Below are 26,934 nucleotides of genomic sequence, written 5' to 3'. Positions count from 1 at the left end.
GAGGGAAGACGTTCGAGCGAGCAGAAGTCCGAAGAAAGTGGGTTCGGAAATATGGGCGCGCTATGGGATTTTGTCGTTGCACGACGACAACAGTTGTTGACCGACTCGTACCTTCATGTTTCAGCAGTTATCCAGTCCGTGATCATCGCGACGATCGCCGCCGTGATCATCGGCATTCTCGTCTACCGGAGCCCGGCGGGATCCTCCATCGCTACGGCGTTGGCCAGCACGATCCTGACGGTTCCTTCATTCGCCCTCCTCGGACTGCTCATTCCGATTCTCGGTCTCGGCGTCGCTCCCACGATCACCGCGTTGATCTTGTATGCCCTGCTCCCGATCATTCGGAACACGATCATCGGTCTGGATGCAGTCAACCCGGCGATCACGGACGCAGCCCGCGGTGTCGGAATGAATCGCATGCACGTACTGAGTCGAATCGAGCTACCGATCGCGTGGCCGTCGATCCTCACCGGCATGCGGGTCAGTACACAGATGCTCATGGGCATCCTCGCCATCGCGGCGTACGCCAAAGGTCCTGGTCTGGGAAACCTGATCTTCTCCGGACTCTCGCGTGTCGGTAGCCCGAATGCTGTTCCGCAAGCGCTGGTCGGCACCGTACTGATCGTCATTCTCGCTCTGATTCTCGACGGAATCTACGTCGTCATCGGTCGTCTCACTACTTCGAAGGGGCTGCAATGACTGAAACCATTCCGTCTGACGTATCCACAGATCAGAAGGTATCCGGGGTCGAGATCGTCCTGGAGTCCGTCACCAAGCGGTACCCGGGCCAGAAAGCTGCAGCGGTGGACAATGTTTCGCTGACTGTTCCGGCCGGTGAAATCGTGGTCTTCGTCGGACCTTCGGGTTGCGGCAAGACGACGACGATGCGCATGATCAACCGCCTGATCGAACCTACCTCCGGCAAGATCACCATCGACGGCAAGGACGCGCTGTCGATCGACCCGGACAAGCTCCGCCGTGGCATCGGGTACTCGATCCAGCAGGCAGGCTTGTTCCCGCACTTCACGATTGCGAAGAACGTCGCGACTGTCCCGGGTCTGATCGGTTGGGACAAGAAACGTATCGCAGCGCGCACCGACGAGATGCTCGACCTCGTAGGCCTCGATCCCGATACCTATCGCGACCGCTACCCTCGCCAATTGTCCGGCGGGCAGCAACAGCGTGTGGGCGTGGCACGGGCGCTGGCTGCCGATCCTCCGGTGCTGTTGATGGACGAACCTTTCGGTGCCGTCGATCCGATCACCCGCGGCCTGCTCCAGGACGAACTGATGCGTCTGCAGTCGGAGTTGGGTAAGACCATCGTCTTCGTCACCCACGATTTCAACGAGGCAGTCAAACTCGGTGACCGTATTGCCGTGCTGGGCAATCAGTCCAGCATCATGCAGTACGACACTCCGGAAGCGATTCTCGCCAATCCCGCAAACGACATGGTCGCCGGATTTGTCGGGGCGGACGCCTCGCTCAAGCAGCTGACCCTGACACGCGTGCGCCAGATCAAACTCAAGCAGTGCCTCACCGCCCGCGAAACCGATTCGGTCGATGATTTGAGAACCGCACTCGCAGCGCGTAAGTGGAAGTGGGCCCTGATTCTCGATCAGCGCGGACGGCCGCTGCGCTGGGTCTCGCCCGGCCACCTCGCCCATGCGTCGACTCTTCGAGGTGTCGGTAACGAGATCGGCGAAGCCGTGTCCATCCAGTCCACCCTGCAGGATGCGTTGGAAGCTCTTCTCGCAGAGAGCAATGCGTCCACCGTGGTCACCGGACGGCGTGGCGAGTACGTCGGTCTCATCACCATCGACACACTGGTCAGCCATCTTTCCGAAATGCGCGAGGAGCACGCGCACGACCACGACGAAGAGCCAGACACCGAGAACGTCGAGGGTTGAACATGACTGCCACGACAGAGGAGCGCGTCTCCGCGCCTGAGATGGAACCGGACGCCCCCGATCTGGGTGCGGCCGAGAACGCCGCCACGCGCCGTGCGGAACGGATGCGACTGTATGTGCAGCCGGTCATCGTCCTGATCCTGGTTGCGGGCGTGTTGATCTGGGCATTCAGCCGAGATCTCAACGCGACGCAGAAGGCGAGCATCAACCTCGACAACATCGTCACTCTGACCTGGCAGCACGTACTGATCACCGCCGCCGTGGTCATCATCGTCGTCGCCATCGCGGTTCCACTCGGAACCCTGCTGACCAGGCCGAAATTCACCCGCCTGGCACCGTTCTTCGTGGGAATAGCCAACATCGGAGCCGCAGCGCCTGCCATCGGCCTGCTCGTGCTGTTCTATCTCGCGACAAGAACGACCGGCTTCTGGATCGGCGTGTTTCCCATTGCGTTCTATTCGTTGCTTCCGGTGCTGCGCAACACCATCCTCGGCTACCAGCAAGTGGACAAGACCTTGATCGATGCGGGGCGCGGGCAGGGAATGTCTTCGCTCACGGTCCTACGTCAACTCGAGTTCCCGATGGCCGTCCCGTACATCCTTGCAGGACTGCGTACTTCGCTCGTTCTGGCCGTCGGTACTGCGACGCTGTGCTTCCTGGTCAGTGCCGGCGGACTCGGCATTCTGATCGACACCGGATACAAGCTCCGCGACAACGTCACCCTCGTGGTCGGTGCCGTACTGGCGGTGTCGTTGGCCTTGCTGATCGACTGGCTCGGCGCGCTCGCCGAAACTTATCTCGGGCCCAAGGGATTGCGATGACCAAGACTTCGATCACCAGAACGTGGGGCTGGAAACTCGCGGTTGCCACGATCGGCCTCACACTTGTCGCTTCGTGTGGTCTCGAGTCCGGTGGCGCACTGCCCCTGGCCGTCGGCCCCGGCAGCATCGAGCCGGTTCCGGAGCTCGAGGGTGTGAAGATTACCGTCGGCTCCAAGGACTTCACCGAGCAGATCGTGCTCGGGTACGTCATCGAATTCGCGATGGCCGCTGCGGGCGCGGATGTTCGAGACCTCACGAACATCCAGGGCTCGAACAGCACCCGTGACGCACAGTTGAACGGCCAGATCGATCTTGCGTACGAATACACCGGAACCGGCTGGATCAACTACCTCGGCAACGAGACACCGCTTCCCGATTCGCAGGCGCAGTTCGAGGCCGTCCGCGATGCGGACCTTGCTGCGAACGACATGGTGTGGACCGATCCGGCGCCGATGAACAATACGTATGCATTGGCGATGAGCAAGGAGACCGCTGAGAAGACCGGTGTCAAGACCGTTTCCGACTACGCGAAGTTGGTCGAATCCGATCCCGGAGCTGCGGTGACGTGCGTCGAGACCGAGTTCAACGTCCGCCAGGACGGATATCCCGGCCTGGCAGCGAAATACGGTTTCGACGCCTCTCGTGCCCAACGCCAGATCCTGCAGACCGGCATCATCTACCAGGCGACAGCCGATGGCGATCAGTGCAAGTTCGGCGAGGTGTTCACCACCGACGGTCGCATCATCGCACTCGATCTCGTTCTGCTCGACGACGATCTCCAGTTCTTCCCGAAATACAATCCGGCACTGGTAATGAAAAAGGACTTCGCGGAAGCACATCCGCAGGTAGCAGAAGTCATGGCACCGATCTCGGAGCGACTGACCAACGAGGTGATGACCGAACTCAACCGGCAGGTCGACGTCGACGGCAAGGAGCCGGCGGACGTGGCCCGCGACTGGCTGGTCTCGGAAGGCTTTGTCACGGCGCAGTGATCGGCTGACCGCAACCCAGCCGAGTAGTTACCGCTTGCGTCCGACGCAGAACACCCGCCGGAACGGAAAGAGCGTTCCGGCGGCTGTTGCGGGGTAGGCCTCCCTCAGCAGATCGGAATACTGACGCTCGAACTCCGGAGCGTCAGCTTCGCCGAGAACGTCGAGCACGGGTCGTAACCCCGTCCCCCGTACCCATCCGAGCACCGGGTCGGCACCTGCCAGCACGTGTACGTACGTCGTCTCCCAGGCGTCGACGTCGAATCCGTGTTCTTGGAGACGCTGCGCGTACTGAACTGGACTGTCGACGCCTTCCGGGCCGCGTAGGACGCCACCCAGTCGCTCACTCCATTCCGCTGATTCCGCGAGATCTCGCATGAGCGCATGGGACGGAGCATCGAAGTTACCCGGCACCTGCCACGCCAGCCACGATCCGGATTCCAGGGTGTCCGCCCACTGGTCGATCAGCTCGCGATGGCTCGGAACCCACTGCAATGCAGCGTTACTGACGACCACGTCGTAACCGGTGGCGTCGAAGGACATGATGTCCCCCAACTCGACGGTGACGTTTCCCGGTAGGTCTGTAGGGGCCTGCGCGACCATTTCGGGAGACGAGTCGAATCCGGATACCGAGGCGTCCGGCCATCTTTCCCCGAGCATCGCGGTCAGGGTGCCTGATCCGCAGCCGAGGTCGGCTACCCGCGTCGGGTCTTCGGTGGCCACCCGTGACACCAGGTCCACGAACGGGCGTGACCGCTCACCCGAATAGCGGCCGTAGACTTCGGGATTCCACGTGACAGTGCGCATGAACCCATCCTGCACCCTGTTCCTGAGAATTGCCGCCCGTCAGATCTCGCTCTTCACGATCCGGCCATTCGAAAATCACCGACGCGGCACCACGGTGGACAGTACGTTCGGCAACCTCGACCAGTCCGCGGTGATGTAACTTGCGTGCTGCCCGGCCAACAGGTCGAGACGCTCGCTCGCCTCGGTTTCGGTGGCATGGGTTCCGTCGATCTGCGGAGCGACCTTGTGCGCGTCGGTCATGACGAGCAGGTAGCCGCGATCGTGGTACCAACTCGGATCCACGACTCCGGCGGTGTAGTCGAGAGCGTCACCGTCGAAGATCACGAACCACGGACGGATCCCCGGGTCGGTATAGCGGTCGAGACGTGGGTCTCCCGGTGATGCACGGTGAACAGCGGGAAAGGCGGCGCCGAGTTCGACGAGCCCGGCGGAGGACAGATCTCGCAGGTGCGTCGCATACTGCCGGTCCGTCCACTCCGTATCGAGAGGGTTTCCCTCCTCGATCGTTCCCGGTATCAGCTCGAACAGAAATTTCCCGGTCATTTCGGAATTGCTCGGCCATCCACGCTCGGTGACGGCGGCATCCGGGGTGGAGTAGGACTCCCCCATCAGATCGGCCGGCGTGAAAACCGCGTCTCCGAGAGTCCCGAGAATCAGGGCGTCGAGATCCGCGGGCCCACGTCCGTACCCGGCAGTGAACCCGTCCTTGATTTCCAACTTGATCATCACCGGTGGATGCTCGGGATTGGCCTCGTGCCACGCCCGCATATCTGCCAGGCATCCACGGAATCCCTGATCTCGTAAACCGCTTCGCAACCCGGATGCGTCCTGAGCGCCGACGCAGTTGCTGTCGCTCACCACCGGATTCATGTGCGACACACGCCAGTCCGGACCGCCCCCGTTGGTCCACAGGTCCAGCTCGAGCAACGACGCCCCGGAATCCAAAGCGTCGGCGAAGTACGGAAACGTCGCCTTCTCGTAGGAATTGTGGACCCCGACTGACGTGGTCTCGGAAAACGAGCGCACTTGGTTCGTAGTCGTTTCGGCGCCGGCAGAGGGCGCCGAGACGACCGCCACGAACGCACTCATACCGGCTACCAGGATTGCTCGCATGTTCGACACTCTCGCAGAAATCACCCCACGGCAGGATGGAATCGTCAGAGTTAACTGGACAATCGTCTAGATTGCACCGGAGTGGGGCATGATTTCAGGCGGTGAGTGAGGGCAATTGTCAGGCCAATAGCATCAGTGCCGAACTGATCCGAGTCAGAGCACTCGCCGCACACTCGCAGGAGGAATCGCATGCAGCTGACTCAATTCGTTCACCGATCCCTACGAGCGTCGCCCGAAGCGGTGATGACGATCTCCGATGGCCGAGTGCGCACGTCTCGCGAATCGGTCGACCGGATCAAGAGGCTCGCGGGCGGGCTGCAGACGTTAGGCCTGCGCACCGGTGACAGAGTCGCAATCTTGGCATCGAACTCCGACTACTACCACGAGGCGCTCCTGGCCTGCTGGTGGTTCGGAGCAGTGGCCAGTCCGGTCAATTCTCGCTGGAGCACGGCGGAAATCACATACGCCCTGGAAGATTCAGGGTCGACGGTATTACTCGTGGACGAGAATTTTGCTTCCGTCGGATCTACCCTTCGCGAGGCGTGTCCAGGCCTGACCACTGTCGTCTACTGCGGCAACGACCGAGTTCCGGACGGAATGCTCGACTACGAACAGGTGATCGCGGAGGCGATTCCGGTCGACGATCTGCGCGTCGGCGGCGACACGCTTGCACTACTCCTCTACACCGGCGGGACCACCGGAGTGCCGAAGGGCGTGATGATCAGCCATCAAGCGCTGATGACCTCGGCGCTGGGCACTCTCGCGGCAGGCGGCGTGGCAATCAGCAACGGAACGAACCTCGCGGTGAACCCTCTGTTTCACATTGCCGGGATAGTCGGATGGTTGGCTCAGTCGCTGATGGGTGGAACTCAGGTCTTCGTACCGAACTTCAGCCCACGGACGTTCCTCGAGGCCGTGGACCGCTATCGCCCGACAACCGTGGGTCTGGTGCCGACAATGCTCCAGATGTTGGTCGCCCACAAAAACGAAACGGGCGAAGACGCAACCACCTACGATCTGTCCAGCGTCAGGATCCTGAGATACGGCGCTTCGCCCATATCTCCGACGCTTCTCGGGCAGGTCATGCAAATGTTCCCCAACAGTTCCTTCGCTCAGGGCTACGGGATGACTGAAACCGCGCACATCAGCATGCTGAGTCCAGCCGATCACCTCGAAGGTGGTGATCTCCTCCGCAGCGCTGGTCGCGCACTCCCTCACTGCGAACTGAAAATCGTCGACCCGGCCGGCTCGGAACTCCCACCCGGCGAGGTGGGCGAAATCGTCACGTTCGGCAGCCACATCATGCTCGGATACTGGAACAAACCGAAGGAGACCGCTGAAGTGCTCCGCAGCGGGTGGATGCATACCGGCGACGCGGGGTACCTCGACGCCCGCGGTTACCTGTTCATCGTCGATCGCATCAAGGACATGATCGTCACCGGTGGCGAGAACGTCTACTCCACCGAGGTCGAAAACGCTCTGGCACAACACGAATCCGTCGCGGCCTGTTCCGTGATCGGTCTGCCCGATGCCCAGTGGGGCGAGCGTGTCCATGCCGTGGTCGTCCTTCGGCATGGTTTCGACGCCGACGCCGACGAACTGCGCGCTCACGTGAAAACGCTGATAGCCGGATACAAATCTCCGCGCACTTTCCAATTCGTCGATGCATTGCCGCTGTCGGCAGCAGGCAAGGTGCTGAAGCGCGATCTTCGTTGCAACGCAACGTAATCCTTTACGACGGTCAGGATTACAGCTTCAATGTCGGTTCTGGGTCGGTGATCAAGCGGTGCAGTGACGGCGACGCCGCTACGGCCTCTCCTAGTTGCGTCGCACTCGCGATTTCGTCGCCGAACTCCGATCGCCAGGCGTGCAGTCGACGCGTCAGTTGTTGCAATCGGTATTCGCGGGTCATGCCGATTGCACCGTGTGCCTGGTGGGCGGCGCGGACGCTCACGAGCGCATTCTGCGAAACCACCAATTTGGTTGCGCTCACTTCGAAGTCGGCGTCGCCTCTGATGAGTGCATGTGCAGTGCGATCGACGGCCAGCGTGGACATCGAAGCCATCTGAGCAAGCGTCACGATATGCTGCTGGACTGCTTGAAACTGCGCGACGGGCCTACCGAATTGCACCCGGTCGGACACATAGCGCCGGGTCAACGTCGACGCCGACTCCATCGCTCCCGACATCTGCACCGAGCGCAAGAACGCGCCGAGCTTGCTGAGAATCCGGGCATCGACCGGGTTGTCGCCGTCAATGGTCCGCGCTTCGGAGAACGTCAGGCTCTCACGCGGTTGCCCCGCAAGATCCGTCCCGCCACCGATCTCGGCGTCGGAGATGTCAAGGAGTACGACGCGATCACCGAGAACTGCTGCCAGCACTGATGCAGCGCTACCCCACGGCACGTCGTGAAAGGTTCCCGAGAGAACACCGTCGTTGGTCCGGCGCACATCGTCGCGCGGCGAACCCGGGGCGACCGTTGCGATTCCGGAGGGCACGGGTAACCCGCCCGCTGTTGCCAGCCTGCCCGCGAGGTACGTCTCGGCGAGCGGCAGCGGCGCAGCGTGCCTCGCCGCCGCGCGCTGGACAGTCACGGCGTCGAGGAGCGAGCCACCGGAACCACCAACCGATTCGGGAAGACCGACCAGAGGTAACCCTAGTTCGACTGCCGCGCTCCATAATCCGGCGGGCAGACCGCCGATCTCCGCCTGCGCTACCACCTCGGTGCCGGACTTCTCGGCGAAAAATTGCTCGACCATCGATTCGAGGTCGGCGTCGAATGTGTACGCGTTGATCTGTGACCCCGAATTCATCGGTCCAACCCTTTCATGATCACGGTGCGGAGAATTTCGTTGGTACCGCCGCGAATCGACCACGACGGCGCCACCAGCACGGCCCGGGCGAGCAGCGACTCGTACGGATCGTCGGATGCAAGGTCCGGAGCCCGGCCGAGGTGCCGCGCGACGGTCGCAACACAGTCCTGTTCGAAGCGTGTTGCCATCTCCTTGATCAGCGCGGCCTCCGTGACCGGCGAGCGACCGGCGTCGACCATCCGTGCGATGGACAGCGACATCCCGCGAAAAGCCCAGCAGCGTGCGGTAATCGAGCCCAGATCGGCGAGGGCAGCTGGACCGCATTGCGCTGCTTGGTTGGCCGCGAAGTTCTCGAGGACCGGCATCAGCGACATCCAACGGTCGACGCCACCTCGCTCGAGTGCGAGTTCACCGGTGTTTTGTCCCCAGCCCGCTCCGACGTCTCCGAGGCGACGCGAATCCGGCACGAAAACATCCTGGAACGACACCTCGCAGAAGTCCTCACTACCGTCGATGAACGGAATGGGTGAGACGGTCAGACCCTCGCTGTCGCGATCGACGATCAGCTGAGTGAGACCGTTGTGCTTGTCTGCCGAGGTTCGAAGCAGGGCGAGTATGTGTGTGGCATGGAAGGCGCCGGTGGTCCAGATCTTGGTGCCGTTGACTTTCCAGCCACCATCGACACGTTCGGCGCGAGTGCGCACCGATGCCAGGTCCGAACCCGAGTCGGGCTCACTCATCCCGATCGAGAACGAGAACTCACCGCTCGCGATACCGGGAAGGAAGTACCGCTTCTGTTCTTCCGTGCCGTTGGCGGCGATGCTCGGACCCGACTGTCTGTCTCCGATCCAGTGATAGCCGACCGGCGCTCCCCGCGCGAGAAGTTCTTCGACGACGACCAATCGATCCACTGCTGACCGTCCGCCCCCGCCGTATTCCTTCGGCAGCGACATGCCGAGCCACCCACGTCGACCCAGATCTCGCGAGAACACCGGATCCACCGCCCCGGCCATCCCGAGTCCGAGCGAGTAGGTACCGGGGGTGAGTCGCTTGTCGAGGTACTCCCGCACGTCAGCCTGAAGAGCAAGCTCCTCGATCGTCAGTTCTGTTGCGTCGAAACGCATGACGTCTCCGATCAGTTTCGTGAGTCGATCCGCCGCCCGTGGCGCTTACCCGAATTTTTCATGCGCCCAGCAGCAGGGCGCAGCCGATCTCGAAGAGTCTGTCCGACAGGTCGTCGCGACGGCGAAGCCGGCCGATTCGGACGGCGTTCTCCACAACTGTCAAAGTGGCATTGACGGTGATCCTGGCGGTGGCGGACTCGAGGCCCGGACGGACTTCTTCGAGCATCTTGACCCATAGCGCGACGTACTCACGTTGATTCTGTTCACACGTGCGGCGGAACTTGTCCGGTAATTGGTCGAGTTCGCTGATCAACAACCCGATCAAATGACGCTCGTTGATCGCGAAATCGATATGTGCGGCAAGCAATCCGGACAGCGCGTCCTCCGGGCCGGTTGCGGCGCCGAGAGCCTGTGCAACGCCGAGCCGGCGACGCTCGCCGCCCCTCGAGACCGCGGAGATCAGCAGGTCGATCTTGGCATCGAAGTGGTTGTACACATTCGGGCCTGTCGTTCCTGCAGCCTCACCGATGTCCTCGGTATTGACTGCTTGATATCCACGCTCGTCGAACAGCCGAATTGCTTCGGTCAACAAGAGTTCACGTCTGGGTATCACAACGGGCAGGTGACCCGTTGCCGCCACGACTTTCACTTCTGAGCGACCCAGTTCCGCGTATGCAGCGCGGTCTGCCAACTCGACAAGCAGCAGTTCCATCTGACGCCTCGGCAAGGACACTCGATGCGAAGACACACTGTTGAAGACTGCGATGACAGCCCAGGCGAGCAGATAGCTGTCTTCTTCGTCGAGGTCGGGACGCTCAATTCGGATCAGCGATGCATCGCGCGAAGCTGCACTCTTGAGGGTCGAACGCATTTCCTCACGTTGCTCGTCAGGCAGATAGCGTGCCTCTCGCTGCCACAGGAGCGACAGACCCCGACGTTTGGACACCGATGCCGCAAGTTCGGTGATCAGTGTTTTCAGATCCTCGGCACCTGCGACCCGATCGTAGAGCGATTCGATGCCTGCGTTGACCGCGGCGTAGAGGAGATCCGGCTTGTTCTTGAAGTGCCGATAGAGCGCAGGTGCCGTGATTCCAACTGCAGCAGCCACCTGAGCGACAGACACGTTGTGATAACCGTGCTCACGGAAAAGCTCACCTGCAGCCGCAAGAATCTGCTGCTTACGGTCGCGGGGCCTGCGTACGACCATCGTGACTCTCTCCTTCGCGGCAGCGGACAAGCTCAGAGTACCGAGCCGAGGAATGAAGCAATGAACCGAACCGTCTACAGCAGCGACGATCCGATGCACCGTTCACGAACACGGAATCCCGCTCAGGAGTAGATGAACGACTCGACCATCCCTCGTTCGGCGGCCCTGTCTGCAAGAGGCCACGCCAACAGCATCAACACGATCCGAACCACCCACTGCGACTCTTGACCTTCAGGATCCAATCCTGCAAGTTCCAGTGCAGTACGCGGGAGCAACGGCGAGGACACGAGATACTCGTCGATTCCGTTGGCCCGCGCTGCCGCAAGGCCGTGGCTCATGGCAGCGTCGGATCTGATCGCGTCGACGGCGACGAGGATCGACTCCACGATGCGCTCGTCGCCGTGCAGTGATTCGACGGCAGTCGCGACCTTGCTCGCCACGGATGCCGCGCCTCGTGACAACAACCCCTCGCGGATCGCGGACTTGCCACCTACGTAGCGGTAGAGCGTTGCCCTCGAACAGCCTGCGCGGGCAGCGACGTCGTCGGCGTTGAACCGATCGAATCCCTGTTCTCGAATCAGCTCTGCCGCAGCCGCGAAGATGCGCTCGGTTGCGAGTTCACGGCGGTTACCGCCGGCCAACCAGTCGGCGGCGCGGCGCTCGTTTGCACCGGTCACTCTCCGTCACCTCGTCTCACTCTGAGACAGATTCAATCAGAAATCTCAAGGCTACGGAAGGCCGCGAGCCTCTGAACTGGGAGAAGTACGAGGGGGTTGAAGTGCGTGAGATTTTCTCAAAATGCCAGTTCAGAGGCATTTTCCACCTGTTGACTTCTCCTCGACGGCCGTGAAATCTTCCCTTCGTGACACTATCGACGCTCGACATCAACCCTTTCCTGCCGTCGAACATCGACGACCCGTACCCGCTATACGACGTACTCCGGCGCCGGCACCCCGTGTACCGCATTCCTGATACCGACTTCTATCTGGTGTCCACGTGGGAATTGGTCACCGAAGCCGTTTCCCGTACCGACGACTTCTCCAACAACCTCACCGGCGTGCTGGTTCGTACACCGGACGGTTCGGCCGTGACCTTCGACATGAACGGCGGCGGCCAAGCTGTTCACGTTCTCGCGACTGCCGACGAGCCCGACCATCAACACCAGCGCAAACTTGTCTTGCCGACACTGGTCGCCAAACGTATACGAGCACTCGAGCCGGTGATGACCGAGTACACGCAGCAGTTGTGGGACAACGGCTTCGACGGTCGACGGATCGAATGGGTCACGTCGGTAGCGGACACGCTGCCGCTGCAGATGGTTGCCACGCTGATCGGCCTGCCGGCACACGACGTCCCCCAATTGCTGGCGTGGTCGTACGACAGCACCGAACTTCTCAGCGGCATCGTGACCGCAGAACGGTTGACAGGCGTCGTCACCTCGGCGGCCGAACTCACCGGGTACCTCTACAGCAAGTTTCGTGAGGCACGGGCTCACCCGGTGGATGATCTACTCGGAGACCTCGTCCGTTGCTGTGACGCAGGCGAACTCAGCGAAGACGTGGCCGTGCTGATGTTGGTGCAACTCGTCGGTGCGGGTGGCGAATCGACCGCCGGACTGATCGCCAACTCTGCACGGTTGCTCGCCGAGCGCCCTGAGATGCAGACGCAGCTGCGCGAGGACCCTCTACTCGTGGGTGCGTTCCTGGAAGAAACGCTCAGGCTCGAGTCACCCTTTCGCGGACATCACCGACATGTCAACGCGGACACAACACTCGGCGACGTGGCGCTACCTGCCGGCAGTCACCTCATACTGCTGTGGGGCTCGGCGAACCGCGATCCTGAGTCATTCACCGAACCACAGGTGATGAACCTCGACAGGGTCAATCCCCGAGCGCATTTCGCCTTCGGTAAAGGAGCACATTTCTGTGTCGGGGCCGCGCTGGCTCGTCTGGAAGCAAAGATCGCGATCGCAGTCCTTCTCGAAAACAGTGCGCACTTCACAATCGATTCCGAATCCCCACCCCGTTGGGTCCCCAGCATGTTCGTACGCCGCCATCAGAGTTTGCGTCTCGCTGTCACCGGATAGTTTCACTCAGTTGTCGAAATTGTGGGCTATCCAGTCGATCGTCTGCATTCCGAACAGATCAGTTCCCCAACCGTATGGATCCGTGAATGCGCGGTCCATACTGCAGTCGGTGGGCTGGTAGCTCACGTCGGTCCCTCCACTCCTGTACGTGTCCGCCAGTTCTCGCGCATCAGCTGCCGGTACAAGTGACATCGGGGAGTCGTCCTTTGCACACGACGTTATCAATACCTTCGACGCCGGAGCACCGTGACCCAATACGTTGTCGTCGTACGCGCGCTGGAAGCTGGGTTCTGTGGTCGGATCGATTCCCGGCTCGAAAAGGCTTGCCAACGGCACGAACGGCAGCGTGAAGTACGCCGGCATCTGGCACTCACCCCGGTACACGTCGGCAATCGCTCGGCCCACGGGATTGAGCTTGTCGTTCAACTTCATCTCGGGGTACCAGGGTTCGAGGCCAAGGAGCGTCGCAAATCCGAAGCCGGCCCCGACCGAGGAATCTGTTGTCTCCATGAATGTTCGGGGCTTGATCACCATTCCCTCGAGGACTGTCGAGACGATGTCGAGTTCCGGTGCGTAGGACTGCCCAGATTCGGCGGCGAATGCAGAACCGACTCCACCACCAGCGATTCCGAACAACGCAATCTCCGCCTCAGGATTCAGCTCGGAATCCTGCACCTGAAATGCTGCACGCACAGCATCCAACTGCGCATGCCCCGCGAACTTGCCCGCGAAGACGCCGTGAGGATGGCGGTCTCCGTTGTTCCCGACGTCGGATATCACTACGGCATAGCCTTTTCCGAACATCAGTGCCAGCGGACCCAGCGCCGACCAGGAGGCGCCGTCCAGCGGATCGCCGCCCGTCCAGTGCGAACTCGGATGACAGTAGCCGCCAACGCTGTCGTTGGCCTCCTGGTAGCTGATGATCTTCTTCTCCGATGCCGGTGTTCCGTCGATCGGGATCATCATGATCCCGGTGCTCACCACCGGCGTCGAACCGTCGATTCCGGTTGTGACGTACATGATCTTGTAGGCGTCGAGCTGTCCCGGTTTGTATCCCGTGAACAGTACATCCACCTTCTTCGACTTCAGGAGATCACCGGGACGCTCGGCGCCGGTCAACACCGGCTCGTCGTAAAACGGATCATCGGGCGTGAGTGCAGTGAAGATCTCCTCTTCGGATGCGAACTCCCCCGAACTGAGAGCACCGACGGTGAACCCGTTGAACACCTCTCCCAGAGTTGGGGTGTCGGTTCGAAACTCCTCGGATACAGGAGTTTGCACGTCTTTCGGGGCATCACTGTCCGGCACCTCAGCTCCAGCCGTTGCTGGCAGGACCAGCGCAACGGTCAGCGCTACCAGCGGCGCCAACCTTCGGAATGTCGCCGACGACATCACTGAACCGTCACTTTCAAACTGGAGAGGGCCGATTCGAGAGTTTGTGGGAGGGTCACCATCGGGCGGTGACTCTCCAATTGAATTTCGTAGGGAACACTCAATGTGGCTACGAGCCGTGGCCAATCTTCTTCGACCATCGCTCGGTACTTCGGCAAGAGCTGTGAGGTGATGTAGTCCCACCGTTCCTCGTACACCGACCAGTTCCAATCCGGGAGGGGCAGTGTCACTGTCGCGGTGCGTCCGTCGGCAAGTGTCGTCGTGAACTCGAGGGGCCGGAACGAGCGAGGCGGGACCACGCCGGCGACCGAGGGCGAGCCGGCAACGGTCGATGCGTAGGTGATCGCTTCTCCCACATCACCTTTGTATGCGCGCACGGTATCCCACTGGTCGCGGATGATCACCCCTTGCTCACGTTGGAGCAGTGCTACGTTCCCACGTGCAATCCGATTCGAATCGCCGGAAGCTACATCACGCCAGGCGTCCATGACATCCTGACCGAACATTCCGGCACTCTGCATTTCTTCCAGCGCGGGAAGTCCTTCATCCACGTATGCCTGATGCATCGGCATCAGATCCGAGAAGATGTTCTTCTGCATCACCAGGATCATCCCCAGCACATAATCCAAGTCGTCCGCTGTGACGTTCCTGCCCACCGCGGCGAGTGCGCGCAGCCCTGCCGGCAATTGGTTCAGCGCTTGCACGCCAACCTGATCCGTGACCTGAGAAACTATCGAATTGGCAACATATTGCAGATTCGGAAACGAGTACATGTCCGCCATCAGTTCGAAGTCGATCAGTCCCCCGCCGAAGTCCGCACCAACCTGTCCGCCCATGCCCGCCCACTGCAATTCCGGGTGACCGAGTTGCAGATCCTCGTAGTAGCGGTACGACTTCACCAGGTTCGTGCGATTAGCCGACACTCCGGCGCGCGGATTCCACGATGAGAGATCGATTCCGGCGGCTTCCGTGGCAGCGACCAATCGATACTGAAACAGCAAGGCCGCATAGGATTCCGGACTGCGACCACTGGCGCGGGCTTCTTTCACAAGGGCTTGCAAGGTGCCGAGATCAGTCGGCAACGCGGGATGGACACCGCCCGGACCGTGTTCGGCATTCCGATTCACCAAAGGCAAATTCACGTACTCGTCCAGCTCGGACGCCGACGCTGAAATCTGTACCGAGAGCAACGCGGACATCGCCAGCGCACATGCCGTCGCGGCTGCCAATACGTCGCGCGCCCAACGACGTCGCCGAACACCTGCCCCCAGGTTCATCCGCATATCGATCCCTGTACTCAGGTCGGCACCGCCCCGATCGATTGCCGAATCCTACCTACTTTGCAGTAAGATAACTGAATCTGGGAGAAAATCCAAATTCCGAATCAACATCTCTGCAGCGACTGAAGCCATTGCAGATGAGAATCTTTTACCCCGAATAGTCGGCATCGAAACCCACTCGACAAGCGATCGTCCAGCTATCCGCGCCCCAATCTACGTGTCGCATCCACTCCGATTACAGTTCATTTTCAGCTCCCTCGCAGATTATTGATCAAACTTCCGAAAACGGTTGCACAACAGACAGTTAACTCTCACAACTCCTCACGCTTGGACGTTTGTCCGACTAGAATTCGGGTTATGAAAACTACCAGTTACTCATCTCGAAAGCCTGGCGCGCTATGGAGCACAGTCATAGGGATACTCACGGCCCTCGTACTTGCACTGGTGGGCGGAGCACTGATGCCGTCGCTCGCTCACGCAGCGGACGGTGAGAGTGGAATCATCGAGTACTCCGCAGACAACTCGACCTGGGGAGATACTTCCAAAATCGTCTGGAGCACAGACATACTCATCCCGGGTGGGACCAACACAACCACATTCTACGTCCGAAACGCATCGGACCGCGCAGGTGAGGCACACTTCTACGTCGGAGACTACGAAATCAGCGACGGCATGGAAGCCTTCCTTCGTGTCGACGTAAACGGCGTCACCGGCAATCCGCTCACCGCCACCGGCAATGCCGCCACACCAGGGACCCAGTTGAACTCGGTCCGCCTCGCACCGGGCCAAAGTGCCAAGGTTGCCTTCGTGATCGGAATGCCCGTCGAGGCAGGGAATTCTTCGCAGAACGGCAGTATTACGCCGAACTGGAGTGTGGACCTCACACTCGATTCCACCGATACACCCGTCACGCCCGGCGGAACCGGATCACTCGATTTCGGTTCCCTGAATTTGGGGTCGGCGAGCTTCGGTTCACTCGACACCGGATCAGTGAAGACCGGATCTACCAGCTCCGGATCGCTTGATGTCGGATCGCTCGGCAAGCCGGTCACATTCATCGGATAACCTCCCCTACAACAATTCACAAAGTGAGGCCGGATAGCAGATTTGCTACCCGGCCTCACTTCTGAACAGCTACAGCGCTCGTGTTGTCCGCACCGACATCATGCGGGAATCTGCACCAGATTCACGTCGAATCGCGCCAAGTTCAACGACTGATCCATCGACAACGCTGTCGCGGAATCCTTGTCGAAGGTGAAACGTATTGCCACGTCGACTATCTTGCCGTCCTTCGCCGTACTGACCACAGTTCCGTCGGCACCGACAGGCACTGGCACCCCGTCGAGCTTGACTTCGGTGACCGGCTTCAGCTGGGCAACCAGCGCAGCTCCACCGGAGACACCCAGATCACTGGTCGACAGCTTTGCCTTCATTCCAGTTCCCTTGATCTCCAACGCGAAACTGGCGTGGTAGGTCAGAACGTCGCCCGGCACGACAACCATCGTCGACAGATCGATCGGACCGTTCTGATCCGTCCAGGTAGGTGCGGTGACGGTTTTCAGCGCCAACGAACCGGATTCGACCGGAGTAGTCACCACAGGCGTAGTTGTGGCCGGAACGGACGTGGTCGTGGTGGGCTTACCGCCGCCGGACGAACCCAATGAGCCGGTATCAGCACAGCCAGTCAGGAATGCCGCCCCTCCGAGCATGACCAGCGATGTGCCGATCATTTTGGTACGTCGCGTATTCCATCGACTTGCGGGAACGATGCGATTATTCATTCGAACTCTCCCGTTCCCGAATTCCGTCTCTTCTATATTCATCACTTCTGCCCGTCGATCCAGGCAGCGATCTCTGCGGGAGCTTCGCCGGAGGGGTTCTTTTCCGAGACCCCTGTTTCGGCGTTGACGCGATAGACGTTGGCGCCGTCCACGATCCACAGCTCGTCTGCATCGGACTGCCACATCACGGTTGCAGTGGCGCTCACCGGTATGCTCGACACTTCTGCACCCGAACTGTCGGTGACCACCACCGCGACGCTGGCACCGTCCTGCATCAACGTTGCGTCGTAGCCAGTCAGCGACGTCTCGGCCGCACCCAATGCCACCGGCGCTTCCCTCGTGGTCGTGCTGGTTGTCGTGGTTGCATCCGTTGTCGTCGTTGCATCCGTTGTCGTTGCCGGAGTTGTCGACTGAGTCGTAGTGCTGGTCGAGGTCTCCGTTGTTGTGGTGGGACCGGTCGTGGTTGTCACGTCAGCCGTAGTGGGAGTCGTCGTCGACGTGCCTGTCGTTGTCGGTGTACTGGACGTGGTGGTCTCGGCAGCCGTCGCGGTTGTTGGAGCAACTCCGCGAGCAAGCTGCTCAGTTTCAGCGACAGCCGCGCCGGCGATCGAGCCTGCCTCACCTTGGCAATAGATGCTTGTCTGAGACGCAGGTTGGCGTAGGTTCCACCCTCGCCAGTCCGTTGACGATTCGCCCGTGATTCGGTTGATCGTGTAGATGCGAAGCGTGTACGTGTATGAGTTGAAAACGCTGTAACCAGCATCTGTGTAGTAGATAGTGGATGAGACCTGGGTTCCTACTGCGGCACCAACACCGGGATCGTATCCCCATGTTTTCATCAACGAGTTTCCGTTGTAGTACCGCGCCTCGTAGCGATATTGGGGACCTATGTGACTCCACTTAACAGTGGACGATTGAGAGCCACCTATGCCGTTTGTCGTGCAACTGACGCTGCTCGTTGCGGGATTGATCTTCCCGCTCACGGTAATGGCACCACTCGTTGCGACGGCAGTGTCTGTGAAGGCCGCTGCGGTGCCGCTCACCTGCGTAACACCGATCAGTGCAAATGCCGAAACACCGAGAACCGCAAGCTTTCGGAGCGAGAACGCCGAGCGATGTCCGCCTGTCCCGCTGTTCGAAGAAACCATCGGAAACTCCATCGTTGCAGCGGCTTCCGTGTCCACACTGCCAACTCCTCCACTCGGACCGTCATCCGAATCCTTGCGGCGAGAGTTGGGCCGGAAGGCAATGATCACCAATCCGCCGACCAACGCTCCGCCGAGGAAGATCGCGAGTGGGCTGGAGAGCCAAGCAATTGCGTAGCCCAGGCCCCCGACGCTGAAGAAAATGCGGTCGGCTTCGGTGACGAAGTAGGGCTCCACGTCTGGCTTGGCATTTGCGTCACCCTTGAGAGTCACCGTGACGGAGTTACCAGCCTGCTGGTCAAGTTCGTACACGCGGTGTGTGATGCGCGTGCCCTGTCCGTTGACGACGCTTACGATGTCGCCCACTGAGAGGTCGGTGGCGGGCACGGTTCGGGCCAATGCCAGGGAGCCAGTGGTGATTTCGGGAGACATCGAACCCGAGCGAAAGACGAGCGGCTTGATGCCGAACAGCATCGATGCCGCGGCGGCGAGAACACAGATGAGTCCAGCCACCGCCCCTATTGTCAGCGCGAGTTCGCGACCGGCACGTGCCGATCTCGAACTGCCGGGAGTTGTGTGATCAGACATGGTCACCTCAGGCTGTCGTCGCCGCGAACTGGAATGAAACATTGATCGACTTGTTCTGTTGTGCCGAAAGCACTCCCGTATCGAGCGCAACCTTGAAGCACAGCGTCTCAGAACCTGTATTCGCAGCCAACTGACGTCCTGTTGTGATGATCGGAGTCGCGGCAGTCGTCGACAAGCCGACCGGGCCGGCAATCGGGGTTGTGCAACTCTGATCGAGAACAGTCACCTTCATAAACGGGGCAAGCGCGGCCTCGCCTGTTGCGGTTGCTGCCATGGTGTATTTGAACTGTGCCGCGCCAGTGTTCTGTACAGGCAGAGTTGCCGTGACACTGTCGCCGGGCATCATGCCCGTCTTGGTCAACGCGGTGAAGCCGTAAGCAGTCGGATCTCCCGGGTCACCGTTGAGCTTCATCTCGATCGAACCGGTGCTGAATACGCCGGAAGTCGCTGTAGCGTTGTCAGTCCACGCAGCAAGAGTGCCAACGGCACCGAGGCCCAGAACAATTCCCACCGACATGATCGCGCGTGCGCGGCCGCTGGTTGCGCCCCCGACCAGACGTGTACCGAGCGAGGCGGGCGCCTGCTGCTCCTCGTGCTTAGACATGGCTGTGCCTTTCTTGCTGCTCAACTCGAGGCGCCGGCGCACTCGGTTCGGAAGGTTGGGGGTCTGCAGACGCAGAACGTCGCCGGGTACGGTCACGGACCGATCCGACGAACATGAACACGGCATAGATCGACAGTGCGCCGACGACAACCGTCAGCATCACCGAGCGCATCTGCCCAGTGATGGCGTTGTATACGTACCCGATGTACGGCACGCTGTACCACACCTTGCCGCGAATCTGCTCCGGTACAACGGGATTCTGATCCGCTATCGGATTTGCATCGCCTTGTGTGACGAAGGTGAGATCACCGGCGGAGTTGAGTCGCACCATCGTGATTCGGTGCGTAACCACATCGGGCTTCCCCGACTCGATCTGGTAGGTGATCGCATCACCTGCCTGCAATTGGGCAGCGTCCTGCGGTTTCACCACGATAAGGGTGCCGGGTGGATAGGTGGGCTGCATCGAACCGGTCAACACAGTGAAGGGCGTCGACCCCGTCAAACGTGGAACAACGACCGTCGACAACAGAATCGCCAGAACACCCAGCAGCAGAGCCCACGAGACAATATTGCGGATCCACCACCAGGCGCCGGTTCTCTGATCAGAACCCTTCACTGCGTGCGTCATACCGACTCCGCTTCGAACGAGAAATGCACGCTCGTGGAAACACCCGATGCGACGTCAGGACCGACAGTGCCACGCAGGCACAAGATGTCGGTACTGCCGGCAGCAACCGTGCGCCATCCCGAAGCTGTCGGTACCTGAGCGCCGACCATAGGACCGTCGTAGATCGCGGTGCCGGCAGCTGCGCCCTGGGCAGGGCAACCGGCTTCGGTAGCCACTGGCGTCACTACCAACGCGAGCGGAACATCAGCGGAAGACTGCGTGACGTTCTGGATCCGGTAATTGAGTGGAACGCTACCGGAGTTGTGAACTGTCAACGGAGCCTGTGCATATGCGTTGGGGAACATACCGGTGGCGCCCAGAGCAGTGAAGTCGTAACTGCTCTGGCCGCTCCCGGCACTGCCCACCGTCAGGTCGAGGATCCCGGACTGGATCGTGCCACCGGACAGTGTTTCAGCGGCCGTCCACCGCGCGCTGGTCTGCTGCACCGATACGAAGATCAGTCCGATGACCAGCGCGGCGGCGGTTGCCCACCAACGGTAGTGCTTACGCAAGACTTATGCCTGATCGAGAGTGACGTTGAAGTTCGCCAAGCTGATCGAACCATCCTGCGAACCATTGGTTGCAGCAGCCTTGGTGAAGTCGAACGAGACATTCACATCGACGAGATCACCGTTGTTAGCGGACGTGATCGCAACACCGGTTCCGTTGGTCGGGAGGGTGGCGGCACCGACGCTGGCGGTCACAACAGGCGCCATCTCGGTCGGCAAGGTGGAGGTTCCTCCGATTGAGGACAGGTCGGCCTTCAACGTCGCGCTCAGGTTGTTACCCACAGCGCCGATGGTGACCTTGCCCGAGTACACAACCTTGTCGCCTGGAACTACCTTGTAGGTGTCGATTGCGCCAGGCGCGAGGGCCGTGCCATTCACTGACCAGGTGGGAGTTCCCGACGCTGTCAGCGTCAAATGACCTGAGTTGATCGTTCCGCCGGTCATCGGTGCGTTTGCGTTCCACGCCGCCATGGTTCCCGCGCCACCGGCGAGGAGAAGTGCTGCTGCACCGGCCGCGACTGCGCCCTTGGTTGCCTTGTTCATGGAGAACACTCTTTTCGTCTGGTCCCCGTGGCGGGGAGCTTGCAGGGTGAGAAAGCTGGTCGGATCCAGTCATGTGCGCCCTGGTACGGGCAGAGGGTTTCGTTCATCCGTGGTCAGTGAGGGGTCGTAGCGGTAAGTGCAGAGCGAGAGCGTGTTGCGGAAAGATTGCGAGCCGTTCTCGCGAACGGGTCATTCCTCTCTCGTGCTGTCGACGTCCGCTTGCGTCGTTTAGATTTTTACCACACGTATCAGGAATTTTTGGCGAAAAGCTGGTCGAATGTCCAGAAGCTTGTTGAAACCTGAACTTGACTACAGAATCGCCTCTCACCTGGATCATTTAAAAGACGCAGCACTTTGTTGCAACCCGTTTGCTGAAGTAACCTTCGCCCGGATGGTCCATACAGTCGGAAATTCACCTGAAACAAGTTCTACAAACTTTTGGTTTGTTTTGGGGATCGTTCGATTGCCTCCGCTTTGAAAGCAGCGACAATCGAGCAACAAACTAAGGCGGAGGCCCTACACCTCGAAGACGGTCTCACCTCCGACAACCGTGCGCAGGACCGACAGTTCATTCAAGTCTGTCGAATCGCTGCGCAGCGGATCTCCGTCGAGCACAACAAAATCCGCCAAAAGTCCCACCGCTATCCGACCTTTGTCCGATGACTCACCGGTGAGACGGGCGGCTGCGCTTGTGTAGCCGGCCAGCGCCTCGGACGCGGAAACCCGTTGCTCCGCACCCAGAACATGACCTTCTCGCGTCACACGATGTACGGCGGTGTTCATCGTGAAGAGCGGGTTCACTGGAGTGACAGGGCAGTCGCAATGCAGCGCGTAGGCAAGCCCCGCCGCCACGACCGACGCCACGGGGCTGATCCGCTCGCCGCGACCCGGTCCGAGAAAACGATCGCGGTGCCGGTCACCCCAGTAGTAGACGTGGTTCACGAAGATCGACGCCACCACCCCGAGTTCGACCATCCGCGCGATCTGATCTTCCCGCAACGTCTGAACGTGCTCGAGGCGATGCGAAACTTCGATGTCCGGGTGCGCCGTCCGTGCCGCTGCAATTGCGTCCAATGCAAAATCGATGGCCTGATCACCGTTGGTATGAATCGCAACCTGTCGGCCGGCGGCGTGATGTTCCTCGACGAGTGCCCCGAGCGCACCTGCCGGGATTGCCATTCCGCCGCAGTGGCATCCGCCCAGATCGTGGTACGGCGCGGTCAGCGCAGCGGTGTGCAACTGAATCGACCCGTCCGAAATGAGTTTGACGCCGCCCACACGAACTCGCTCGGTCGGATCGGCGAGTTCACCCAACTGATCGTGAACCCCGTGGCCGAGATAGAGGCGCGCACGCAGCCTCAAGTCACCATCGGCGTCGAGTTGCCGGTACGCCTCGTACATCTCGGCCGTGACGTACATGTCGTGGAAACTCGTCACGCCCACCGACGCCATGACTTCCTGCGCCCGCAGCATCGCGATCTTGGACGCATCCGGGTTCATATCCGGAACAAGTCCGTGCACCAGAGACATTGCCGGAACCTCGCACAGTTCACCGGTGGGTACACCGTCGCTGTCCCGAACGATGACACCACCCTCCGGATCGACCGTGGTGGCATCGATCCCGGCCTTCTCCAGTGCGACCGAGTTGACATAGATTCCGTGAGCAGACAAGTGCCGCACCAGAATCGGATGATCGGTGGAAGCCTTGTCCAGATCAGCTACGGTCAGGCCTCGATCTTCCGCCACGAGGCTGTCGTCGAAGCCCCACGCTTCGATGGGCTCGCCAACTGGTGTGATCGCGGCCCGCGCGGCCAACGCCGTGATCAACTTCTCGATGGTCGGGCACGTATTCGTCGTTGCGTCGACCCCACTGAGCATCAAACCCCACATCATCGGATGAAGGTGCGTCTCGATGAACCCCGGCACAACCACCGCTCCGGCGAGATCGACAACGGAGGTTTCGGAATCGGTCAGCGCCGAGATCTCGGCGTCAGTTCCGAGGGCGACAAATCTGCCGTCCTTGACTGCCACAGCGGTGGCGTTATCGCCGACCGCACCGTCCATGGCCCTGATGTCGCCGTTGATGTAGATGTGGTCAGCCGCCGTGGTCATACGCTTGTCTCCATTCGTTTTCCGACAACAGTCGTCGAGGATTTCTTCGCGGGTATCCGCGTCGCCACAACCACTCCGGCCAAAATCATTCCGGCACCCGCAAGTTGGACAAGAGTTGGGGTCTGTGCAAGCAGCACTGCGCCGAACAACAGTGCTGACGCCGATTGCAACACGAGGCTGGCGGCGACTGCACTTGCAGGCAGACGCTGACTGGCGCTGGCTACCAGCAGCCACCCGATCACCTGAGATACCAACGCGAGCAGCACAAGCCAGCCTTGAGCTACGAGCGAAGGGGTCAGATCCAAAGTTCCACTCACGAGGCCGTATGCACCTGCCGTGAGGGCAGTGGCTCCCGTCGAGACGAACATCGGCAACGCCGTTCTGCCCGCCGCCCGAGTAGCCAGACCCATGAGGAAGATGTAGACCGCGTACGCGCCTGCGGCGATCACGGCAAACGACACTCCGACAGCAGGATTCGACCCGGTGAGCGTTGTGCTCGTCCCGGCTACCAGAGCAACTCCGACAAAGAGCAACGGAAGGCTGGCGACCAGTTCCCGGCCGATCCGTTGGCGCAGGACAACGTAGCCGAGGATTGCGACGAACAGCACCTGCAAATTCAGGATCACAGTCGAAAGACCTGCCCCGATCGAATGAATCGACTCGTGCCAGAGCACCAGATCGATTCCGAGGAACGCGCCGGCAAGTAGAGACTTCACGATCCAGGGCGCCGAGACCGAAGGCCGGGGTGACCGACGACGCTGAACGAGCACGAGCATGCCGAGAGGGATGAGCGCATAGAGACACCGAAAGAATGCACCCGTCGACGGAGACACTCCTGAGAGTTCGTAGAGCACCGAGGTCAACCCGAGGATGCATGCACCGGTGACGACTACGCGCAGGTCACGACGGCGTAGTTGATCGCCGGACGGCTCGCGTGGCGATACTTCATCACTCATGGTGATAATGTATCACCGACGCGAAGCCTGTCATACAGGGAAGATGCGTGCATGAGAACTCCGGTTACCCGTGAACGCGTGATCGCTGCCGCAGCCGATCTCGTCGACAGCAAAGGCGCCGACGCTCTGGTACTGAGTCAACTCGCCGAGACCCTCGACGTCCGGCAGTCAGCGCTGTACAAACACGTCGACGGGGTCGACGACGTCCACCATCAACTCAGCCTCCTCGCACGCAACCTTCTCGCCGAACAACTGCGTGCCGCCGCGGTCGGTCTCTCGCGCGACGACGCCGTCATGGCGCTCGCGGACGCATGGCGTGCGTTCGTCCGAGTACACCCCGGGCTCTACGCCATCACCGACCGCTACCCCACTGCTCCGCATCCCGATCTGGTCTCCGCCGTCGGCGAGGTGGTCGAGGTCATCAACCGGGTGATCGCGGGATACGGTCTGAGCCCGGATGATTCGGAGCAGGCGGCGTGGTCTCTTCGCAGTGCGCTGCACGGCTTCTGCATCCTCGAATCGGTAGAGGGACAACCGGCCGGCACCGACCCGGATCGGGTGTATCGACGACTGGTCGAACTTCTCTGCGCCGGTATTGCTCGTATGTAGATACCGGCTCCTGTTATCGTCGGATGAAACAACACAGACCAAAAAGGATCAGACATGGTTGGTGAACTCGACATCTCCGGATAAAACCGGGCATGACGGCCACCGGCAGACGCCTCGGAGCGCTGCCGTCGTGGCCATGTTGTCGTTCACTTACCCGACTCTTCGCGGAGCAGCGTTGCCGCGCCCGCACGACACCTGAGGTCTATTCATGTCCGATACCTACATCGTTTGCTCGAATCTGTCTTTTGCCTGGCCGGACGACACTCCGGTCTTCGACGAATTGTCATTCACCGTGCCCGGCGGCCGAACCGGGCTGGTGGCCCAGAACGGCGTCGGGAAAAGCACTCTGCTCAGATTGATCGCCGGCCAGTTGCGGCCGCGCGCCGGCAGTGTGTCCGTCGACGGCGTTCTCGGATACCTTCCGCAGGACCTGCCACTGACGGGCGATCTGACCATTGCCGAGGTCTTGGGCATCGCCCCGACGCTCGCTGCGTTGGACGCAGTCGAATCCGGGGACACACGAGAAGAACACTTCACGACAATCGGGTCCGACTGGGATATCGAGGAACGAACGCGAGCCCAACTCGGTCGACTCGGTTTGGCCGACATGACGTTCGATCGTCGCCTCGACACTCTGAGCGGCGGGCAGGTCGTCTCGCTCGGACTGGCGGCGCAACTCCTGCGACGCCCCGATGTCCTTCTCCTCGACGAACCCACCAACAACCTCGACCTGGACGCGCGCCGCAGGCTTTACGACGTTCTCGACGACTGGAGTGGTTGTCTGTTGGTGGTCAGTCACGATCGAGGACTACTCGACCGCGTGGACCGCATCGCCGAACTTCACAGCGGCGAGATCAGCTTCTACGGTGGCAATTTCACCGACTACGAAGCCGCGGCACGCTCGGCTCGCGAAGTGGCGGAGAAGAACATCCGCAACGCCGAGCAAGAGGTCAAGCGCGAGAAGCGCGAACTGCAGCAGGCCCGAGAACGTGCTTCGCGACGCGCAAGTAACGCTGCCCGCAATCTCGGGAACGCGGGCTTGCCCAAGATCTTTGCGGGGACCATGAAGCGCAATGCTCAGGAGTCGGCAGGCAAGGCCAACGAGACACACCTCGCCCGGGTCGACGCGGCGAAGGACCGACTCGACAAAGCGGGCCGCGCTCTTCGAGACGACCAGACGATTTCACTCGAATTGCCTGGCACACATGTACCCGCCGGCCGGACGGTGTTCCTCGGTGAGCGAATGCAAATCGCGTTCGGCGATCATGCGATCTTCGCCGACTCCGGAATCGACCTGGCCATTCGAGGACCGGAGCGTATCGCGTTGACCGGGCCGAACGGCGTCGGAAAGTCGACGTTGCTACGCATCGTCAACGGGGATGTGGCGCCGACTTCCGGTGAGATCACGCGAGCCGACGGTCGAGTGGCATACCTGTCGCAGAGGCTCGACCTACTCGACCCCGCACGCACCGTCGCAGAGAACTTTGCCTTGTCTGCTCCAGGCCTACCGGCACCGGAACGCATGAACATCCTGGCGCGCTTCCTCTTTCGGGGTGCGGGTGCTCATCTTCCCGTCGCTGCACTCTCGGGCGGTGAACGACTGCGGGCTACATTGGCGTGCGTTCTCTTCGCCGATCCGGCCCCGCAGCTGCTTCTTCTCGACGAGCCGACCAACAACCTCGACTTGGTGAGCGTTGCTCAACTCGAAAGTGCCCTGAATGCATATCAGGGGGCGTTCGTGGTGGTCAGCCACGACGAGAGATTCCTGGCCGAGGTCAAGGTCGAACGCTGGCTCAGGCTCTCGGACGGCCGTTTGACCGAGGTCGCCGCACCAGGCGCATTGGGCTGACACGAGAAGTGAACAGGCGAAAGGCCTTCACAC

The 26,934-nt window shown here is 60.8% G+C and carries 25 protein-coding genes; 9 read left to right on the top strand and 16 right to left on the bottom strand.

Annotated features, from left to right (window positions below):
* Positions 1-51 precede the first annotated feature (51 nt).
* From M1L53_RS19740 to M1L53_RS19725, 4 genes are read left to right on the top strand one after another with little or no spacing between them, the layout of a single operon-like run.
* On the top strand, positions 52-699 hold the full coding sequence (locus tag M1L53_RS19740; RefSeq protein ID WP_054187726.1) for an ABC transporter permease: 648 nt from the start codon (positions 52-54) through the stop codon (positions 697-699).
* Entirely contained in the window at positions 696-1,907 is a 1,212-nt protein-coding gene (locus M1L53_RS19735; protein ID WP_007731456.1) for an ATP-binding cassette domain-containing protein, read from the top strand. Before M1L53_RS19740 ends, M1L53_RS19735 begins: the two co-directional genes overlap by 4 nt.
* Before the next feature lie 2 nt (positions 1,908-1,909).
* Positions 1,910-2,728, top strand: a complete 819-nt coding sequence (locus M1L53_RS19730; protein ID WP_003939758.1) for an ABC transporter permease — start codon at positions 1,910-1,912, stop codon at positions 2,726-2,728.
* A complete protein-coding gene (locus M1L53_RS19725; protein ID WP_054187727.1) occupies positions 2,725-3,720 on the top strand; it encodes a glycine betaine ABC transporter substrate-binding protein in 996 nt (331 codons plus the stop codon). The genes M1L53_RS19730 and M1L53_RS19725 overlap by 4 nt, the downstream gene beginning before the upstream one ends.
* Before the next feature lie 27 nt (positions 3,721-3,747).
* On the opposite strand, the gene M1L53_RS19720 is transcribed toward M1L53_RS19725, so the two are convergent.
* Together M1L53_RS19720 and M1L53_RS19715 are read right to left on the bottom strand one after the other, a co-directional pair.
* Positions 3,748-4,524 carry a trans-aconitate 2-methyltransferase gene (locus M1L53_RS19720; protein ID WP_030535206.1) on the bottom strand — a complete coding sequence of 259 codons (777 nt, stop codon included), beginning with the start codon at positions 4,522-4,524 and terminating at the stop codon, positions 3,748-3,750.
* A gap of 75 nt (positions 4,525-4,599) precedes the next feature.
* Complete coding sequence (locus M1L53_RS19715; RefSeq protein ID WP_037128603.1) at positions 4,600-5,637, bottom strand: phosphatidylinositol-specific phospholipase C domain-containing protein; 1,038 nt, start codon at positions 5,635-5,637, stop codon at positions 4,600-4,602.
* Between the two features lie 189 nt (positions 5,638-5,826).
* Here M1L53_RS19715 and M1L53_RS19710 point away from each other — a divergent pair, with 189 nt between their 5' ends.
* Entirely contained in the window at positions 5,827-7,365 is a 1,539-nt protein-coding gene (locus M1L53_RS19710) for a long-chain fatty acid--CoA ligase (protein ID WP_054187728.1), read from the top strand.
* 19 nt (positions 7,366-7,384) lie between these two features.
* Here the strand turns inward: M1L53_RS19710 and M1L53_RS19705 are convergent, their stop codons facing one another.
* The 4 genes from M1L53_RS19705 to M1L53_RS19690 all read right to left on the bottom strand — a co-directional run bounded on the left by M1L53_RS19705 (position 7,385) and on the right by M1L53_RS19690 (position 11,457).
* On the bottom strand, positions 7,385-8,449 hold the full coding sequence (locus M1L53_RS19705; protein ID WP_050654808.1) for an acyl-CoA dehydrogenase family protein: 1,065 nt from the start codon (positions 8,447-8,449) through the stop codon (positions 7,385-7,387).
* Positions 8,446-9,573: an acyl-CoA dehydrogenase family protein gene (locus M1L53_RS19700; RefSeq protein WP_050654809.1), complete on the bottom strand. Its 1,128-nt coding sequence runs from the start codon at positions 9,571-9,573 to the stop codon at positions 8,446-8,448. The genes M1L53_RS19705 and M1L53_RS19700 overlap by 4 nt, the downstream gene beginning before the upstream one ends.
* Before the next feature lie 58 nt (positions 9,574-9,631).
* A complete protein-coding gene (locus M1L53_RS19695) occupies positions 9,632-10,780 on the bottom strand; it encodes a TetR/AcrR family transcriptional regulator (protein WP_179090766.1) in 1,149 nt (382 codons plus the stop codon).
* Between the two features lie 122 nt (positions 10,781-10,902).
* The gene (locus tag M1L53_RS19690; protein WP_021332060.1) at positions 10,903-11,457 is read right to left on the bottom strand and encodes a TetR/AcrR family transcriptional regulator; all 555 of its coding nucleotides are present in this window, start codon (positions 11,455-11,457) and stop codon (positions 10,903-10,905) included.
* 185 nt (positions 11,458-11,642) lie between these two features.
* On the opposite strand from M1L53_RS19690, the gene M1L53_RS19685 reads away from it, so the two are divergent.
* Complete coding sequence (locus M1L53_RS19685) at positions 11,643-12,866, top strand: cytochrome P450 (protein ID WP_050654810.1); 1,224 nt, start codon at positions 11,643-11,645, stop codon at positions 12,864-12,866.
* Positions 12,867-12,872: 6 nt separating this feature from the next.
* Here the strand turns inward: M1L53_RS19685 and M1L53_RS19680 are convergent, their stop codons facing one another.
* Together M1L53_RS19680 and M1L53_RS19675 are read right to left on the bottom strand one after the other, a co-directional pair.
* On the bottom strand, positions 12,873-14,258 hold the full coding sequence (locus M1L53_RS19680; protein ID WP_371683547.1) for a lipase family protein: 1,386 nt from the start codon (positions 14,256-14,258) through the stop codon (positions 12,873-12,875).
* Positions 14,258-15,541 carry a hypothetical protein gene (locus tag M1L53_RS19675; RefSeq protein WP_082238960.1) on the bottom strand — a complete coding sequence of 428 codons (1,284 nt, stop codon included), beginning with the start codon at positions 15,539-15,541 and terminating at the stop codon, positions 14,258-14,260. The genes M1L53_RS19680 and M1L53_RS19675 overlap by 1 nt, the downstream gene beginning before the upstream one ends.
* A gap of 354 nt (positions 15,542-15,895) precedes the next feature.
* Between M1L53_RS19675 and M1L53_RS19670 the strand changes: the two genes are divergently transcribed.
* Entirely contained in the window at positions 15,896-16,603 is a 708-nt protein-coding gene (locus M1L53_RS19670) for a hypothetical protein (RefSeq protein WP_125051942.1), read from the top strand.
* A gap of 98 nt (positions 16,604-16,701) precedes the next feature.
* On the opposite strand, the gene M1L53_RS19665 is transcribed toward M1L53_RS19670, so the two are convergent.
* The 8 genes from M1L53_RS19665 to M1L53_RS19630 form a co-directional block, all read right to left on the bottom strand.
* Entirely contained in the window at positions 16,702-17,319 is a 618-nt protein-coding gene (locus tag M1L53_RS19665) for an alternate-type signal peptide domain-containing protein (RefSeq protein ID WP_158170642.1), read from the bottom strand.
* Positions 17,320-17,360: 41 nt separating this feature from the next.
* Positions 17,361-18,977 carry a signal peptidase I gene (locus tag M1L53_RS19660; protein WP_256670297.1) on the bottom strand — a complete coding sequence of 539 codons (1,617 nt, stop codon included), beginning with the start codon at positions 18,975-18,977 and terminating at the stop codon, positions 17,361-17,363.
* Positions 18,978-19,059: 82 nt separating this feature from the next.
* Positions 19,060-19,656, bottom strand: a complete 597-nt coding sequence (locus M1L53_RS19655) for a SipW-dependent-type signal peptide-containing protein (RefSeq protein ID WP_030535194.1) — start codon at positions 19,654-19,656, stop codon at positions 19,060-19,062.
* Positions 19,649-20,284, bottom strand: coding sequence for a signal peptidase I (locus tag M1L53_RS19650; protein ID WP_024488237.1), 636 nt, complete (start codon positions 20,282-20,284; stop codon positions 19,649-19,651). Before M1L53_RS19650 ends, M1L53_RS19655 begins: the two co-directional genes overlap by 8 nt.
* On the bottom strand, positions 20,281-20,835 hold the full coding sequence (locus tag M1L53_RS19645) for a hypothetical protein (RefSeq protein ID WP_050654814.1): 555 nt from the start codon (positions 20,833-20,835) through the stop codon (positions 20,281-20,283). The genes M1L53_RS19650 and M1L53_RS19645 overlap by 4 nt, the downstream gene beginning before the upstream one ends.
* Before the next feature lie 3 nt (positions 20,836-20,838).
* A complete protein-coding gene (locus M1L53_RS19640; RefSeq protein WP_050654815.1) occupies positions 20,839-21,375 on the bottom strand; it encodes an alternate-type signal peptide domain-containing protein in 537 nt (178 codons plus the stop codon).
* A 516-nt stretch (positions 21,376-21,891) separates the two neighbouring features.
* Entirely contained in the window at positions 21,892-23,487 is a 1,596-nt protein-coding gene (locus M1L53_RS19635; protein ID WP_050654816.1) for an amidohydrolase, read from the bottom strand.
* Complete coding sequence (locus M1L53_RS19630) at positions 23,484-24,443, bottom strand: DMT family transporter (protein ID WP_030535190.1); 960 nt, start codon at positions 24,441-24,443, stop codon at positions 23,484-23,486. Before M1L53_RS19630 ends, M1L53_RS19635 begins: the two co-directional genes overlap by 4 nt.
* 51 nt (positions 24,444-24,494) lie before the next feature.
* Between M1L53_RS19630 and M1L53_RS19625 the strand changes: the two genes are divergently transcribed.
* Entirely contained in the window at positions 24,495-25,052 is a 558-nt protein-coding gene (locus M1L53_RS19625) for a TetR/AcrR family transcriptional regulator (protein ID WP_050654817.1), read from the top strand.
* A gap of 208 nt (positions 25,053-25,260) precedes the next feature.
* Positions 25,261-26,901 (top strand): ABC-F family ATP-binding cassette domain-containing protein, encoded by a 1,641-nt coding sequence (locus tag M1L53_RS19620; RefSeq protein ID WP_050654818.1) that lies wholly within the window; start codon positions 25,261-25,263, stop codon positions 26,899-26,901.
* Positions 26,902-26,934 lie beyond the last annotated feature (33 nt).

Source organism: Rhodococcus sp. T9N (assembly GCF_024436645.1).
In the GTDB taxonomy this organism is placed as follows: Bacteria; Actinomycetota; Actinomycetes; order Mycobacteriales; family Mycobacteriaceae; genus Rhodococcus_F; species Rhodococcus_F qingshengii.
The sequence above is the reverse complement of the archived record's forward strand: the minus strand, read 5'-3'. Positions and strand labels throughout refer to the sequence as shown.